Below are 15,593 nucleotides of genomic sequence, written 5' to 3' on the forward strand. Positions count from 1 at the left end.
GCGCCCGGGGCCCGCCCCACGGTCAGGGCGGGCCGGGGTCCGCTGGCCGCGACCGGGTTGACGCGTCGGTGCGGTGGTGCTCGCGCCGCGCGGGTCGCAGCAGGCCGCGGGCGACCAGTTCGACGGTGAGGACGACGGCGACGGCCTCGACCGCGAGGAGCCCGACGAGCACGACCAGCTGCGTCACCCCGGCGGCCAGGGGGCTCGCTCCACCGAGCAGCACCCCGACGAACGCGCCCGGCAGGGTCACCAGGCCCACCGTCCGGGTCTGGTCCAGTGCGGGGACCAGCGCCTGCCCGGCCGCCGGGCGGCACACCAGCAACACCGCCTCGCGTGGCAGCAGGCCCAGGGCCAGGGCGGCCTCCACCTCGCCGCGCCGGCCGGTCAGCTCGTCCAGTGCCCGACGGCCGGCCAGCGAGGTGGCGGTCATCGCCCCGCCGATCAGGATCCCCGCCACCGGAACGATCGCGATGCCCCGCAGCGGCACCAGGCCCGACAGCAGCAGCCCCAGCACCACCAGCATGCTTCCCGCGACGATCGGAGCGCCGGCCCACCACCCCCGCCTGCCGCCCGTGACGCGCCGGCCGGAGGTGGCCGCCGCCACGGCGCACATCAGGGCCACGAACGCGGCCGTGGCCCAGAGCGACGCCACGATGGCCGCGATCAGCAACGACACCGCACCCAACTGGACCGCGGCACGGACGGCGGCGACCATCACCTGCCGACCGTGGCCCAACTTCCCCACGGTCACGACGGCCGCCGCCACGAGGGTCAACACCACCAACGCGACGCCGAGCTTCGGGCCGACCACCAACATCGTCGAGGGCATGCGGTCAGTCTCCCGCCACCCCGACGGCCAGCGCGCACGACGCCGGGCCGCGTGCGCCGACCGCCCAGGGGATCAGTTCCAGAACATGTCCATGGCGCGCTCGACGTTGACGTAGCCGGCCCTGACGAAGGCGTCCGCCATGGGCAGGTCGCCCAGGTCGGTGGCCGCACGGAGGCGCGGGACGGCCTCGTCGGCCGGGATGCGGGTGCCCTCGGTGGCCGTACCGGGGGCGGTCACGCGTCCGCCCGACCGGTGCGGTCGTAGGTCAGGAAGAGCGCGCCGCTGCCGAGGACGACATGGTCCGTCAGCTCCCAGGTGCGCGGCTCGAAGACGGCGCCGCGGCCGAACAGCGGGATGCCGGCGCCGATGGTCAACGGGGCCAGCTTGACCACGAGGCGGTCGATCTCGGGATAGAGGGCGCCGGCCAGGGCGCCGCCGCCGATCACCCAGACATCCCGGCCGTCGTGCCGCTTGAGCTCGCGTACGGTGGCGACCGGGTCCGCGGACAGGACCTCGACGGCCGGGTCCGGGCTCTGCCCCATCGTGCGAGAGAACACCAGGTGGCGCAGGTGCGGGTAGGCGTCGGTGAGGCCGGCCTTCAGCCCCAGCTCGTAGGAGTGACGCCCCTCCAGGACGGTGTCGAACCGGGCGCCCTCGCCGGTGATGCCGAACGCCTCCCGGGCCGGGCCCGGCAGCGTCTCCGGATACTCGGCGACGAGGTGTTGCAGGTAGTCGTCCGGGATCGGCCAGAATCCGCCGGGGCCGGTGGGGTCCGCGCCGTCGGGGCCGGCGATGAAGCCGTCCAGGGTGACGGCGATGTAGTACACGAGCTTGCGCACGGTTGTTTCCTTCTGTTCGGGAAGCTCAGGCGGTGGACGACGGCGTACCGCCCGTGCCGGGTGGGCGTACGGCGCCGTTCTGATGATCACCATCATGCGCAGGCGCGGCCCGGGCTTCAACGCCCGGTTCGGCACGGCTGACGAGCCGGTGACCTAGGCGTTGGCGGGGTCCTCGCCGGCCGCAGGCCGGTAGCAGTCGCTCGCCAGGATCAGGGCGACGCGGTCCCGGCTCGCGGTGGTGGTGAGGCTGATCGTGATTCCGGTGTCGGGGTCACGCATCGACACGGCGCCCCGGGTGCCGTCGGCGAAGGTGCGGTCCTCGGTGATCTCGTAGCCCTGCTGCCGCCACATGTCGCGGATGCGCCCCAGCGTGGCGATCTGGTCGGCGGGCGGGACCGGGAGTCCGGCGAAGCCGCTCAACGTCCACCGTCCGTCGTCGGCGATCTCGCCCCGCTGGCCCTGGCAGGGCGAGGTGTTGGTCCGCCAGGCGTCGAGCGCGACGCCGGCGGTGGTGGCGACGGCCCGGGCGCGAGCCTCGGCCAGGGTGCTCACCTCGGCGGCGGCCTTGGTCTGCAACGAATCGTCCTTTCCTGACGACGAGCCGGGTTCCCCGCCCGCGCAGGCGGTGGCGGGCACCAGCACGGCCACCACCGCCACGGCGCGCCACCGGGGCGGGCGGTGACGCGAGGTCATGGGGCCTTGCCGTGGTCGAGGGCGGCTGCCTCGTAGTCGCCCACGATGACGGCCGCCTGGGAGCGCAGCATCTGACTGTTCTGCGCCCAGTATCCGCTGTGGCCGGAGGTGTCGACGTGCAGGACGTTGCCGCCGAACTCCGGGTCGTGCGGGGCGGGGCCGTGGATGCCGACGAGACCGTCGACCAACCATTCCCCGACGACGGGTACGCCGTCGAGCCAGCCGATCGTCTCCTCCGGTCGCGCGACGACGGTGTCGTCGGCGGCGGCACCGGCCCACACGTGTCTCGGGTCGATGTTGAACTCGCCGGCGTTCTCGACGCGCATGCCGGGACTGCCGACGGCGATCAGGTCGTCCGCGGCGAGGCCGTCGCCGGTGCTGGCCGCCTCGCCGAGGACGGTCGACCCGTAGCTGTGACCGATGGCGGTGAGGTGGGAGGGACTGTCGTCGTGGGAGGCGCGCAGTCCGTCGACGAAGCCGTCGAGCGCGCGGGCCCCGGCCTCGGACTTGGCCCCGAACACGGCGCTGACGATGTCGAGGTTCACCGACGGGGTGTCGTAGCCGAGCCAGGCCACGACGGAGACGTCGGCGCCGGCGGGGGCAAGCTCGACCGAGGCCTCCCGCAGGTCGTCGGCCCGCCCGATCAGGCCACGGATGTCGTCGAGTTCGGTGCCGACGCCGGGTACGAGGACCGCGGTGTGGGCGGCGGTGTCCGGGTTGCCGATCGCGACCGCCGCCTTCCCGTCGCCCGCCGGATCGAACGAGAGCAGGTAGAGCCGTTCGTGCGGAGCCGCGTTCTCCGCGCCTTCCAGCTTGTCCAGCAGCATGAGCGCGGCGGCGTGCCGCGGGTCGTCCCGGTCGCGGTGCTGGCCCACGTCGTCACCGACGAACGTACGCAGCGCCAGTTGGTTCGCCGCGTCGCGGTCCGTGGCGGGCAGCCCGTCGAGTGCGCCGATCCGCTCCGGGTAGGCGGTGAGGTAGACCTGCCGCTCGTCGTCGGACAGGCCGCTCCACCAGGCGTGCACGTCGGCGGGGCTGCTGCCCGGCGCCGGGATGCTCTCCTCGCTGAGCTGAAGCGCCACGGCGGCGGCGAGGGCGCCGTCGTTGGCCCGGTCGTACTCCCAGGCGAACTGCCCCGGCGCGCCGGCCTTCAGCTGGGTCAGGGCGCGGGCGATCCGGCTGTCGGCCTCGGTGGCCTCGGTGACGATGCGCGTGATGAGCTCGGTGTGGATCGCGGCGTTCTGGACATGCCGACGGTGGATCGTCTCCGCGTCCGGGTCGTGCCTGTCCCCTGCCGCCATCGCCGGCGCGGACACCCGCCCGGCCTCGTCCACGGTCAGTCCGAGGGATCGGGCGGCGCCGACGGCCGACTCCAACCGCCGCTGCAGGTCGCCGAACTCCTCCGCCGCTTCCCGCAACACGCTCGCGGCGGTCCGCGTCTGCAGGCTCGCGACCTCGAACTCGTCGTCGAGCTCGCTGAGCCGGCCCATCGCGGCGCTGGCGGCCGGTCCCTGCCAGCCCGAGGAGCGCAGCGGCCCGGTCAGCTCGGCCCCACACCGCGCCTCCAGCTCCGCGCAGGCCCGCGACAGGTCCGTCCAGGCCTGCGCGACGTCCCGCAGCGGGGCGACGCGCGCCTCGCGCAGGTCCGCGTACGTCACCACCGTGCGGTCACCGCTCGGGGATGTCGAAACGGGCGGCGCTGGCCTCGTCGCTGTAGCGGTAGTCCATCGCGCAGCCCTGCAGAGCGTCGCCGACCTGGGACAGGTAGCGGTCCAACCCGGCCAGGTCGTCCGACCACGACCAGCGCAGCTGCTCCAGCGCCGCCCGGGTCTGCCAGCCGGGCAGCCCGGCGACCGCGGCCCGCGTCTCGTCTCCGACGTCGGACACACCGCGCCGCAGGTCGTCCCGCAGGTCGTCGCACATCCGCGACGCCTTCTCCAGCAACTCCGGCTCGACGTTAAGTTCGATCACTGACTGGCCTCCCGCGAAGATCGATGCGAGCCTACCTACCCGCCCCACGCGCCGCGCGGATCGGTCGACTCAGCCGGTGCCCAGCCCGGCGAGCACGTCGCTGGCGCGCAGCACCGTCCACGGGCGACCGGGCGTGCCGGTCACCGTCACCACCGTCGAGCCCGGCGCGACCGGGGCGGGCGCGGGAACCAGGCGGTCGAGGGCGTCGGGGTCGGCGGCGCCGGCCAGGACCGTGCGGCCGGCCAGGTCGGGCGGTACGCGGATCCCGCCGGTGTCCATCGACGCCGCCGCGCGGACGGCGGACACGTCGGCCGGCACCTCGATGTAGGTGCGGTCCGCGTGGCCGACCAGGATCCGGTCGGCGCGCCCGACCGCGTGCCACGCCAGCAGGTCGAGGACCGTGGTGTGGTGGCCGCCCAGGAAGTGCTCCCACTGGTCGGCGGCCGCCCGGGCGAGCTGGTCACCGTGGCGGTCGACGCTGTGGCCGTAGCCACGGCCGGTCAGGGTCAGGTCGGTCCAGAGCAACCGCCGGGAACGCAGGTCCACGACCATCGGCAGCAGCATCCGGGCGTTGCCGCGCAGGTCGAACCGCTGCGCGACGCGGGCCCCGTCGAACTGCTCGCCCCTGTTGAGGGGCAGCATGACGCCGGCGAGCGCCTCCGTGAGGGCCTCGAACGGCACGGCGTTGTAACTGAGGACGGTCGGCACCGCGTACTGCACGCCGCGCTCGGCGAGACGGGCCAGGTGGAGGTCGAGGAACTCGGTGGCCCCGAGCGGAGCCGGGGCGGAGGTGAGGTCGCCGGAGTGGATCGCGCCGTCGCCGGCGAAACGCAACCGGGTGAAGTCGCAGTGGCCCACCCGCTGCCAGTCCCGGTCGAAGAACACGCAGGACAGGTCGAGGTCGACCCGCGTGGCGCCCGGGTCCTCCCAGTGCAGGAAGAACCGCAACACCTGCGCGCCGGGCAGGGCCCGCACACTGCCCCGGGGCCACCCCGCCAGCTGCGCCGAGGCGGCCCGCTCCCGCGTCGGCGCGGGCACCTCGGCCAGGGCGGCGTCGAGGACGGCCACGTCGAACCGGCCGAGCCGGGCGGCGCGGGCGGTCAACTCGGCGTCGACCAGTTCGCGTACCGCGGTGATCGCCGGCGCCGGCACCGGCGGGCGGCGCTCGGGCTCCGTCCAGGTGGTCACGACGCTGCCGCGGGGATGGAACACCCGCCGGGGCATACCGGGACCGGGACGGCCACCGACGATCCCGGACTCCTCGACGGTGTCGGGCTCCTCGACGGTGTCGGGCTCCTCGACGGTGCCGCCTCCGGGCGGCGCCTCGGCGGGAGGGGATGCCTCGCCGCCCGGCCGGAGCGCCCCCCGCAGGAAGGCGGGGCCGGCACCGCGCACGCCCCGCGCGACGGCGCGCAGGACGTCGCCCAGGCCGACGGTGAGCACCGGGGCGGCACCCGCCTGCTCGGAGCGGCGGGACCGCGCCGCCGCCCGCGCCCGCGCGGTCGCCGCCAGCTCGACGGCCGTCGCCCGTACCGTCTTGTCGCGGCCGGTCAGTTGAGCCGCCGCCGCGGCGAGCACGCCGGGTGCCACCCGGGCCACGGTCCGGCGCATGGCTGCCTCGACGGCCGCGTACGCCGCCAGATCGTCGCCGGCGACCCGCAGCAGGTGGTCGAGCCGGCGCCACAGCTCGCCCGGACGTTCGGTGAGCAGGCGGGCGGCCTCCGCCGCGTCGTCGCCGGTCAGGGCCTTCTCCACCAGGGACGCGTGGGTCCGCACGCGGACCGTGACCGTGCCGTCGGGGTGCCCGGTCGGCACGAGCCGCCGGGGTTCGCGGGCGCAGGCCGCCACGATGGCCGCGCCGAGGACACCGGCGCGGGCCGCGCGGGTGCCGCGCAGCGCGGCGAAGGCGACGGCCGCCGCCGGGTGCGCGGCCACGTTCTCGTACGGGTGCAGCCGCTCGCCCAGGCGCTTCCAGACGGCCGGATGCCGCCGCAGATCCTCCGCCGCGCCCCCGGCGCCGCAGGCGTCGAGATGAGCGAGAGCCGCACGCCGCAGCGGCCGGGGCAGGGCCCGCACCCGGGTGACCGGCACGACGACGGCGGGCTCGTGGACCGGACGCCAGGCCACGCCCGGAGCCGCGGACTCGTCGTCGCGCCGTGGCAGGACCAGCCCCGGGTCCCCACCCGAGTACGCCCACAGGGTTCGCGCCACGTCCGTCGCGGTCGACCACCGCCGCCGGGCCGCGGCGACCACGTCGCGGTAGCCGGGGGTGCCCGTCGCGGCGTGCAGCGCCCGGGCGACGACCAGCGCGAGGGTCTCCCGCGCGGGCACCACCTCGGGCAACCAGTCGAGGCGGCCCGGCGCGGTGGCGTCCACCAGCACCCCGAGGTCGGCCCGGTCGGACTCGCTCAGCGCGGCGGGCCGGGCGACCAGCTCGTCCCGGAGCCGGACCGCGGCGCCGACCGGGTCGGTCTCGAGCCCGGCGAGGCGCATCGGCAGCGGCGGCGCGGCCGGGACGGGGTGCTCGCCGGCGTCCCCGGCCGACGCACCGGCTCGCCGCGGCGGGCGTCGCGTCGGGGCCGAGGGCGCGACGATGGCAAGGTAGGTGTCGTCCGCCGCCAGCCGGCGGCCGCAGATCGGGCACGCGGTGACCTGCTCCGGCGGGAAGCACGCCGGGCAGACGGGATGGCCGCACGGATCCAGCGGCGCGCCACCGTCCTCGCGGCCGCACAGCACGCAGGGCGCGCCGGGCACGGCGAACAGGTGGGTCAGCAGCCGCCGTACGTAGACCGCCTCGACGTCGCGCGGGGTGTCGGGGAACGAACGGTAGAGCGGCAGCATCGGGCGGTCCGCGCCGACCATCTCGTCGACGGTCGCCAGCAGCCAGTCGGCCCACCGGACCCGCACCGCCGCCGGCAGCCGGGCCGCCGCCGTGCGCAGGTCGTCCCGGAGCAGCCAGCCACGACCGGCCAGATCGGCCTCCAGCGCGGCCACCCAGGCGACACCGTCCGCAGGGGCGGCGCCCGTGCCCACCACCGCGACCCGGCCGGTGCGTCGCAGCAGCACCACAGCCAGCGGATCCATGCTCGCGCCTCCCGTGCGAAGCGGTGGGCGGAGAGTCGCGACGCTAGTTGCCAGGACAGGGTGAGAAGGAAGCACCGCGGGGAGCCGCCCACCGCGGGGAGGATCATACGGGCAGCCACGGCCATCCTCACCCCGGTTCGCGGCCAGCACACGCCCGGCTGGCTCGCCAGGGACAACGCCCGCAGGACGGATCGGATTACCCTCGCCGGTATGAGCCGACGCACCGATCCGGTTCCGCGTCCCCTGTGGCGCGATCGCAACTTCGGCGCCTACTGGGCCGCGCAGTCGCTCTCCGCCGCCGGCGACTCGTTCGCCTACATCGCGGTGCCGCTGCTCGTGCTCCACGCGACCGGGTCGGTCGCCCAGATGGGCCTGCTCACGGCCGCGGCCGGTGCCGCGGCCGTCGGCGCGGGGATCTTCGGCGGCGTCCTGGTCGACCGGTACGACAGGCGCAAACTGATGATCACCGCCGACCTGGTCCGGCTGGTGCTCTACGGCCTCATCCCCCTGGCCTGGCTCGGTGGCCCGCAGGTCTGGCTGCTCTTCGTCGTGCTGCCGATCTGCGAGGCCGCGGGCATGGTGTTCCAGGTCGCCGCGGTGACGGCGGTGCGCAACCTCGTCGACCGGCCCAGGATCACCGAGGCCAACGGTCGCCTTCAGGCGACGTACGCGGCGGCGGCCGTGCTCGGGCCGCTGCTCGCCGGCGTGGTGTCGGCCCGCTTCGGCGCCACGGCGGCCATCGCCATCAACGCGGCCAGCTTCGCCCTGTCGGCCTTCGGCCTCTGGCTGGTGCGGCTGCGGCGGTCCGACGAGGGTGCGACGGCCGGCGGCGCGGCGGGGCGCGAGGGCCGGCTGGCCGAGTTCCTCGCCGGTGCGCGGTTCCTCTGGCGGCAGCCCGTGCTCCGCTCGCTGACCATCCTGCTGTCGGTCTTCATCTTCCTGACGTACGGCTTCACCGACGTCCTCGTCTACCACGTCAAGCACGACCTCGGCGGCTCCGACGGCACGGTCGGCACGGTGCTGGGGTTGGCGGCCCTGGGCACGGTCGTCGGGGCGCTGCTGGTGGCGCCGCTGCGCCGCAGGCGTGGCTTCGGCATCACCTGGATCGGCGCGCACGCGGTGTGCGGCCTCGCCATCGTGGGCATCGGCGTCGTGGGGAGCGTACGGGGTGTCACCGTGCTGACCGCGGTCTACCTGTGCGGCGTCAGCGTGGGCGGGATCTGCTCGATGTCGCTGCGCCAGGAGATCACGCCGGACCACCTGCTCGGGCGGGTCACCTCGGCGTTCTGGAGCACGCACTACGCGCTCGGCCCGGCCGGCGCCGCCGTGCTGACCTGGGCGGCGGGCCGCTACGGCGTCACCGCGGTCACCGTCGTCGCGGGAGCGGGGTGCCTCCTGGTCGCGGTCGGCGGGCTGTTCACCCCGATCCGCCGCGCCGGCTCGGAGCCGATGGCCCGCCCGTCGGCGACCCCGCGGCCCGCGACCAGCCAGGCGTCGTGACCTCGGGACGTACCACCCGCACGCCGGCCTTCCGCGCGGCACCGACGCAGCCGTGCCGCCACCCTCGCCGGGGGTCAACGGTAGCCCTGCCCGGAGCCGCCGAGCCGGCGCGCCGAGGGTGCCGCCGGGCCCACCGGCCGGCCGACGCGGGCCACGTGCAGCAGGCGCTCCGGCGCCACGCCCAGCAGCGAGCCGAGGGCGTCGCGGGTCGCGGCGGTGTCGATCAGCTGGCTCAGCGGGTGCGCCGCCAGCCCGGCCGCGTGCAGGGTCAGCCACACGCGCGCGAGCACCCGACCGAATTCGACATGTGTCGCGTCGTCCGTCCCGGGCGGTCCGATCAGGACGATCACGGCGCCACCGCGTGCGAGCGGGTTGCCGGACGCCGCCGCGAGGAGCCGGGGCAGGCCCAGCGGGCGCAGGACCGGGTACGCCGCCAGCGCCGCCCGCAACGCGGTCGCCTCGCGCCCGGACAGGCCCAGGCACCGGTCGGTGAGCCCGTCGGCGTGGTAGTCCGGGTGCGCCGGCGTGAGCCGCAGCCACGACCGCAGCTCGGCGACCACCGCGGGTTCCGCGTACGTCTGCCGGTCGGCGGTCCTCAGCAGGCGGGCCAGCCGGCCGGCGTCCGGTACGGCCCGGACCGTCCCGCCCGACGCCCGCGCGACGGCGTCGGCGGCGGCCAGTACCTCGGCGTCCGGGCCGGCCGAGAACCGGCCCCGATGGGTGCGGCGGGTGAGCACCTGCGCCGCGTCGAACGGGGTGTCGTAGCGGTGCGGGGACGCCCGCAGCCAGCCTGCCCGACGGTCGGCGGCACAGTGGTCGGCGACGAAGCGCAGCCGGAGCCCGGCGTCGGCCGCGACGACCAGACAGGTCTCGACGAAGGCGCCCAGGGACAGCCGCAGGTCCCGGCCGGACGGATCGGCCGCCGGCAGGGTGTGCGCCGGCTCCCAGCCGACCCGGACCGCCCCGGGCTGATGGTCGAGGCGCCACGGCTGGGTGTTGTGCGCGCTCGGCGCCCGCCAGCAGAGCGGCGCCAGGGCGCGGAACGCCGCGAGGTCCATCTCTACAGCGCCTTCTCGTAGAAGGTGTACCCGTGCAGCGGCCGGCCGCCCGACGCCCGGTACTGCGCGGCCGAGGCCGGGTTGTCGCGGCCGACGTAGGTGCTGCGCAGAGTGGTGTACCCGCCGGCGTGCAGGTTGCGGCGCAGCGCGGCGGAGAGCAGCCGCTGGTATCCGCGCCCCTGGTACTCGGGCAGCACGCCCTTGACGATCAGCACCGCCTCCCGCCGGTACCGGCGGCGGACCGCCAGCAGCCGGAGCTGGTGGAGCAGGTTGAGGTCGCCCCGGACCCGGACGACGAACTCGCTGATGTCCGGCACGCAGAGCACGAACGCCACGGGCCGCCCGGCCCTGGTCAGGTAGAGCAGCAGCGACTCGTCCAGCAGGTACGCGAGCCCGTCGGTCTGCCGGCGCAGCTGCGCGGCGGAGATCTCGGTGTAGTAGCCGAGCTGGGCGAAGGACGCGTTGAGCATCCCGCGCAGCAGTTCGAGCTGCTCGGCGAGGCGCCGGACGTCGCCCCGGTGCACCCGCAGCTCCGCGCCGTCGGGGTCGGTGCCAGGTTCGTCGGCGCCGGGCTCGTCGTCGCCGGCGGGGACCGGGCAGATCCAGGTGTCCGACTCGAACCGCCGGCGGAACCCGTACGACTCGTAGGCGGTCACGTACCGGGGCGGGTTCCAGGCGCTGTCGATGAAGCCCCGGTCGGCGTACCCGGAGGTGATGACGCCGCCCGCCTGGTTGGGCAGCAACGCCACCGGCCCGAAGAGCGCGTCCCGGTCGCCGGCGGCGCGGGCGGCCGCGACGATCGCCTCGAACAGCGGTCGCGCCGCCGCCTCGGTGAACTCGGTGAGCCCGAAGAGCTGACACCGCCGGCCGAGCTTGGCGTCGAGGACGGCGTCGGTGTGCAGGGTGGTGCGCCCGACGACCGCACCGGTTCCGCCGTCGCGCAGCACGTACATCGGCACGCCGTCTCGCCACCACCGTCGCACCTGCTGGCGCGAGGGCGGCACGAAGCGCGGCTCGCCGGCGTACACCCGGTCGGTGAGCGCCAGGAACTCGCGCAGGCCGCGCCGGTCGACGACCCGCTCCAGGCCGCGCGGGGCGGTCATCGCCGCACCGCCGGTCCCACCGTCTCCGAGCCCAGCGGAGTGAACGTCTCGATGTGCCCCAACTCGGTGGACTCGGCCCGCCACAGGCCGTTGGAGTAACCGTCGGGTTCGGCGGTGAAGAGCCGGATGAAGCCCGCGGTGGCGTTGCGGTCGCCGTCGGTGAGCCAGACCATCAGCTTGCGGTGGTGGCGGGAGCGGGCGAAGCGCATCAGTGCCTCGCGGTCGGTGAAGAACGCGACGGTGCCGAGGGTGAACGGGAACTCCCAGTACACCCGGTGCCAGCGGTATCCGGACATGCGGCGCATGTCGCGGACCATCCGGCGCCAGGCCGGAAAGAGCCGCAGGATCGCCAGCGGGCCGCGGTAGCGGGTGGCGCCGAAGAACATGGCGCCGGCCTGGGCCCGCGCGGGGGCGCGGGAGAAGTCACGGGTACGCATCGCTCAGCCCTTCAGGTAGACGTTCTTGATCTTCTGCTGTCCGGCGAACGGGCCGGCGTCCGGTTCGTGCAGCTCGATGCGGAGATCACCGGCCGTCGGGTCCTCGGTCAGCGACTGCGCGAAGTCGCGCGAGACGGCCGCCAGGTGTCCGCGTACCCCGCTGCGGCAGGCGGCGGCGAGAGCCTCGCGGTCCGACCCGGACAGTGGGCGGCGCAGTTCCAGGTGGACCACGGGCCGGGTCTCCAGCGCGGCGTCCTCGGCCAGCGACAGGCAGAACCGGCTGATCTCGGCGGCGTACGGGTTGTCGGCGTAGAGGCCGTACTCCACGTCCTGGGGATAGAGGTTGGCGCCCAGGTACGACACCGTCGAGTCGCGCCGGCCGAACAGCAGCAGCACCGGCAGGGTCATCCGCTCGCTGGCCAGCGCCGCGCGGCACTCGGCCCAGCGCCGCGGGTCGCCGCGGACCAGGTCGAGGATCCGTCGATACCCGACGAGCAGGGCCTCGTCGCCGACGTTGTACCGCAGCCGTGGTTGCAGGACGTCGGGGCCGGTGATCGTGCAGAGCAGTTCCCGGCGCTCGTTGGTCTCCAGGTAGGTGGCCAGCGGGTTGTACTGGAACGCCATCGGCAACCGCTGCTCGTCGGCGCCGAGCAGTGCCGCCCGCAGCTCGGGGTCGTCACGCAGGCGCCGCCGCAGCCACACGGTGAACCGGGTCTCCGCGCCGATGCCGATGGTGAGGTCCGAGGCGCCGTACGCCGACCGGACCCGCAGGAACCGCTCCTCCAGGTAGGCGCGCAACGCCTCCGTCATCGCCTCTCCCCCGCAGCTGGCGAAGATGCGGTGGCGCGACCAGTCGAAGCCCTCGGCGTCGAGCCGGTCGCGCAGGTGCTTGAGGAACGGCGGGTACGCGGTCACCAGGTAGTCGAAGTCCGGGCCGAACTCGCGAAGCGTGTCGACGATCTTGCCGAGGTCCGGGCCGGTGTTCTTGACCACCGCGATCCGGGCCATCGCGGCGCCGGTCGTCGTCCCGGTCGCCCACGCGCCCATCGAGTAGGCGTTGATGACGAACGGACGACGCATCGGGAAGACCAGGCTGGTGTAGCCGACGATGTCGCGGTGCACCGCGCGCAGCTCGCGCTCGCCCCGGGGCCAGTTGAAGGGCCGGCCCGACGAGCCGGCCGACTCGTCGACCACCACGCCCCGCTCCGGCAGTCGTCCGCCCCGGCAGCGCCGGGCCGCGTCGAAGGGGACGACGTAGCTCACCTTGTCGGTCTCCGGGAAGTCCCGCAGCCGGCGGCGGGCCCCGGCCGGCCGGGCGCGCAGGAAGGCGCGGTACGCCGGGACGTCCAGCGCGGCGAGCGCGCAACCGGCGCGCGCGTTCGCCGCCGCGAGCACGTCCAGTGCCCGGTGGTGCCGCCGGGCCGACCACCGCCACGAGGCGGGATGGCTGCCGGCGAGCCGCACCGCCGCCCCGATCAACCGACCGGAGATCGTCAGACGTACCCGGCGCCAGCGCTCGCCGGCCGTCAGACGTGGTGCCGTGAGAAAGGACGGATCAGCGTATCGATGCAGCGTCTCGGCCATGTCAGAATCCTCGGCGCCGCCGACCGAGGATGCCTGAGCTGTCGCACCGGTCGGCGCTGAGTACCCGCACCCAGCTCGATCCGGGCGCCGGCCCCTACCCGAGGTGGGTGCAGTGGGCGACCGTGGCGTCGTCCGGGACCGGCGCATCGGGGCCGCCGCGGGCACCGGCCTCGGCCTGCCGGACGCGGCGGATGATCTCGGCCGGCCCGTGCGCGCCGAGCAGGTCCGCCACGCCGGACCAGTCGGTCAGGCCGTACGGGCTGACGATGCGGCTCGCGCCGTTGCTGAGCAGCGCGACGCCGTTGAGGTCGTCGAGGGGCCGGCTGCCGGTCACCGCCTCCTCCGCCGCGCGCGGATCGTCCTTGGCGATCCAGTAGCCGCCCGGCTGGTTCCGACGCGCCCGCAGCGCCTCCACGCAGGAGTCCCGGATGCGGTCGTACTCCCGGGTTCCCCTGGGGACGCCGTCCAGGGGCGCCGAGCAGACCCGCCTGGCGGTGACCTCGCGCTCGTCGGTGCGGACCTGCGGGCCGCCGCGGACCTGGTCGAGGACGAGGAAGGAGTCCGCGAGCAGGAGGTGGTCCAGGCGACCCCGGTGCGCGCGGACGATCACCACGGTCGCCTGCGGGCTGCCGGGGTTCGTGAGGTCGCAGGTGTCGCGGTGCTCGGCGGCTGTCTCGTCGATCGCGCTGGCGAGGATCGCCACGAGGTCCCGCCCGTCGTCGCGCGACAGCCGGCCGAGCAGCGCGCCGCCGAGGCGGTGCGTGTACCAGGCGACACCGTGGGAGCAGATCGACTCCGTGCCCGGGATGCCGGCGCCGTCCAGCAGCACGGCGGCGCCGGGGACCGCGCCGACGAAGTCCTCGTTCGGCCTGCCGGCCCTACCGGCGCTGGTCGCCATGCTGACGTGCACTCGCGGGCTCCTCCCGGTCGCCCGGCCCGCCGCCGCGCCGCTGAGCGTCGCCGGTCAGGGACGGGAAGGGGAGCCGGTCACGGGGCCAGTCGCTGCGAGATCCAGTCGGCCGCCTGCTCGACCGCCCGCCGGGACTCGTCGGTGTGGTCCAGCATGTCGAACCCGTGCTGCCCGCCCGGTACGTCGATCACGTCCACCCGTACGCCGGCGTCGCCCGCCGCGTCGAGGAACGCCGCGACCGTCTCGGCCATCTCCTCCCCTTCCCGGCCGACCCGGGTGATCAGCAGCGGCGGTACGGGCCCACCCGCCGCGCCGATCGCCGCGCCCGGCGCGAAGCGCGGGTCGACGCCCCAACCCGGCAGCGGCGCGAGGACGGGGTACGTCAGTGCCACCGCCCGCAGCCAGGAAGGCCGGTCCCGCAGCCAGTCCGTGCTCAGCAGTCCCCCGCCGGAGAAGAACCACAGGGCGATCCGCCCGCCGTCGACGCGCGGGTCGGCGCGGACCCGCTCCACGGCCGAGGCGACGTCGAGGGCGGCGGTCGGGCAGTCGGTGACGGGGCCCTGCGGACCGACGACGACGCGCATCCGGTGCTCGACGGTGACGGCCAGGAGACCGAGGTCGGCGAGAAGGCAGCCGTAGCCGCGGAAGACCGGCCAGTCGCGGGGACCCTGGTGCGGGCCGGGTGGCAGCGGTCCACCGTGGACGAGGACCACGGCGGGGTGCGGACCGCCGCCCTCCGGCACGTACCAGTCGAGATTCGCCTCCCGCTCGGGCTGGCGTGCCGTCGGCGTCAGCACGAAGGGGCGAAGGAAGCTCGGCGTCTCGTCCATGATCGCAGTCTGGCACGGCTCGGCCACTCTGTGGTGCCCCTGCCGAGCGTCGCACCGTCGACCGCCCGCTGGCGCCCATGCGCCGGGGCGGTCCCCGCGAGGCGTACGGCGGCCGTTGCCGTCCGGCTCAGGCCCCGGTGCCGGGCGGCGGCAGCGGCAGCTCGACGGCGTCCACCGTCGCGACCCGCACGGCCGAATGCGCCGGCGGCAGCTTGTCGGCTCGCGGCGAACGACTGTGCACCCGGCCCCGGCCGGTCGGATCCGGCCGCCCGCTCACCTCGCAGGCCACCATCAGGATCGGCGCGGGCGGCGCGGTGAACCGGCCGGCGCCCCAGCGCACCCAGAGCGGGAGACGCCCCGCGTCGGCCTCGGCGAGCAGCTTCTCCCAGGTACGGCGGCGCGTACCGTGATCGACCTCGACGACGACCGGCGGCCCGTCCGGGCGGGCACAGGCCACGTCGAGCACCGACTGCTGAGCGGACATCGGCGGCGGCAGCGGCAACACGCTGGACGCCCGCCGGTAGACCCGCCAGCCCCGCTCCCCCGCCCAGTCGACCACCGCGTCGATCAGCCGGGCGGTGACCTGGTCCGTGGTCAGGTCGGTGAAGGTGACCGCGTCGAGCCGGTCGGCCAGCGACGCCGCCAGCCGCTCCCCGTCCTCGCCGACCACCACCGCCGCAGGGTAACCGGCGCGCCCGGGCGTGGCCGCAACCGGGGCGACCCCTCCGTCGCCTACCGGGTTCTGCCTGCGGCAG

General features: G+C 75.3%; 15 protein-coding genes. 1 reads left to right on the top strand and 14 read right to left on the bottom strand.

Annotated elements, in window-relative coordinates:
- Nucleotides 1–22 precede the first annotated feature (22 nt).
- The 7 genes from ABZ573_RS21060 to ABZ573_RS21090 form a co-directional block, all read right to left on the bottom strand.
- Nucleotides 23–829 (bottom strand): ABC transporter permease, encoded by an 807-nt coding sequence (locus ABZ573_RS21060; RefSeq protein ID WP_358120134.1) that lies wholly within the window; start codon nt 827–829, stop codon nt 23–25.
- 72 nt (nt 830–901) lie between these two features.
- Nucleotides 902–1,066 carry a hypothetical protein gene (locus ABZ573_RS21065; RefSeq protein ID WP_192581235.1) on the bottom strand — a complete coding sequence of 55 codons (165 nt, stop codon included), beginning with the start codon at nt 1,064–1,066 and terminating at the stop codon, nt 902–904.
- Nucleotides 1,063–1,668, bottom strand: coding sequence for a dihydrofolate reductase family protein (locus ABZ573_RS21070; protein WP_151452615.1), 606 nt, complete (start codon nt 1,666–1,668; stop codon nt 1,063–1,065). Before ABZ573_RS21070 ends, ABZ573_RS21065 begins: the two co-directional genes overlap by 4 nt.
- A gap of 153 nt (nt 1,669–1,821) precedes the next feature.
- The gene (locus ABZ573_RS21075) at nt 1,822–2,361 is read right to left on the bottom strand and encodes a hypothetical protein (protein WP_358120138.1); all 540 of its coding nucleotides are present in this window, start codon (nt 2,359–2,361) and stop codon (nt 1,822–1,824) included.
- A complete protein-coding gene (locus tag ABZ573_RS21080; protein WP_358120141.1) occupies nt 2,358–4,022 on the bottom strand; it encodes an alpha/beta hydrolase in 1,665 nt (554 codons plus the stop codon). The genes ABZ573_RS21075 and ABZ573_RS21080 overlap by 4 nt, the downstream gene beginning before the upstream one ends.
- A gap of 7 nt (nt 4,023–4,029) precedes the next feature.
- Nucleotides 4,030–4,332 carry a hypothetical protein gene (locus ABZ573_RS21085; RefSeq protein WP_151452618.1) on the bottom strand — a complete coding sequence of 101 codons (303 nt, stop codon included), beginning with the start codon at nt 4,330–4,332 and terminating at the stop codon, nt 4,030–4,032.
- Nucleotides 4,333–4,401: 69 nt separating this feature from the next.
- On the bottom strand, nt 4,402–7,416 hold the full coding sequence (locus ABZ573_RS21090) for an MXAN_6230/SCO0854 family RING domain-containing protein (RefSeq protein ID WP_358120144.1): 3,015 nt from the start codon (nt 7,414–7,416) through the stop codon (nt 4,402–4,404).
- A 210-nt stretch (nt 7,417–7,626) separates the two neighbouring features.
- Here ABZ573_RS21090 and ABZ573_RS21095 point away from each other — a divergent pair, with 210 nt between their 5' ends.
- Nucleotides 7,627–8,916, top strand: a complete 1,290-nt coding sequence (locus tag ABZ573_RS21095) for an MFS transporter (protein ID WP_358120147.1) — start codon at nt 7,627–7,629, stop codon at nt 8,914–8,916.
- Between the two features lie 74 nt (nt 8,917–8,990).
- On the opposite strand, the gene ABZ573_RS21100 is transcribed toward ABZ573_RS21095, so the two are convergent.
- The 7 genes from ABZ573_RS21100 to ABZ573_RS21130 all read right to left on the bottom strand — a co-directional run bounded on the left by ABZ573_RS21100 (nt 8,991) and on the right by ABZ573_RS21130 (nt 15,511).
- Nucleotides 8,991–9,974 carry a nitroreductase gene (locus tag ABZ573_RS21100; protein WP_358120150.1) on the bottom strand — a complete coding sequence of 328 codons (984 nt, stop codon included), beginning with the start codon at nt 9,972–9,974 and terminating at the stop codon, nt 8,991–8,993.
- 2 nt (nt 9,975–9,976) lie between these two features.
- The gene (locus ABZ573_RS21105; RefSeq protein ID WP_358120153.1) at nt 9,977–11,077 is read right to left on the bottom strand and encodes a hypothetical protein; all 1,101 of its coding nucleotides are present in this window, start codon (nt 11,075–11,077) and stop codon (nt 9,977–9,979) included.
- Complete coding sequence (locus ABZ573_RS21110) at nt 11,074–11,514, bottom strand: DUF4188 domain-containing protein (protein WP_132239827.1); 441 nt, start codon at nt 11,512–11,514, stop codon at nt 11,074–11,076. The genes ABZ573_RS21105 and ABZ573_RS21110 overlap by 4 nt, the downstream gene beginning before the upstream one ends.
- 3 nt (nt 11,515–11,517) lie before the next feature.
- Entirely contained in the window at nt 11,518–13,098 is a 1,581-nt protein-coding gene (locus tag ABZ573_RS21115; protein ID WP_327028514.1) for a phenylacetate--CoA ligase family protein, read from the bottom strand.
- Nucleotides 13,099–13,192: 94 nt separating this feature from the next.
- Nucleotides 13,193–14,008, bottom strand: coding sequence for a hypothetical protein (locus tag ABZ573_RS21120; RefSeq protein ID WP_358120156.1), 816 nt, complete (start codon nt 14,006–14,008; stop codon nt 13,193–13,195).
- 77 nt (nt 14,009–14,085) lie between these two features.
- A complete protein-coding gene (locus ABZ573_RS21125; protein WP_151452624.1) occupies nt 14,086–14,838 on the bottom strand; it encodes an alpha/beta hydrolase in 753 nt (250 codons plus the stop codon).
- Nucleotides 14,839–14,965: 127 nt separating this feature from the next.
- Entirely contained in the window at nt 14,966–15,511 is a 546-nt protein-coding gene (locus ABZ573_RS21130; RefSeq protein ID WP_358120161.1) for a hypothetical protein, read from the bottom strand.
- Nucleotides 15,512–15,593 lie beyond the last annotated feature (82 nt).

Source organism: Micromonospora sp. NPDC007220 (genome assembly GCF_040634035.1).
Classification (GTDB): domain Bacteria; phylum Actinomycetota; class Actinomycetes; order Mycobacteriales; family Micromonosporaceae; genus Micromonospora; species Micromonospora reichwaldensis.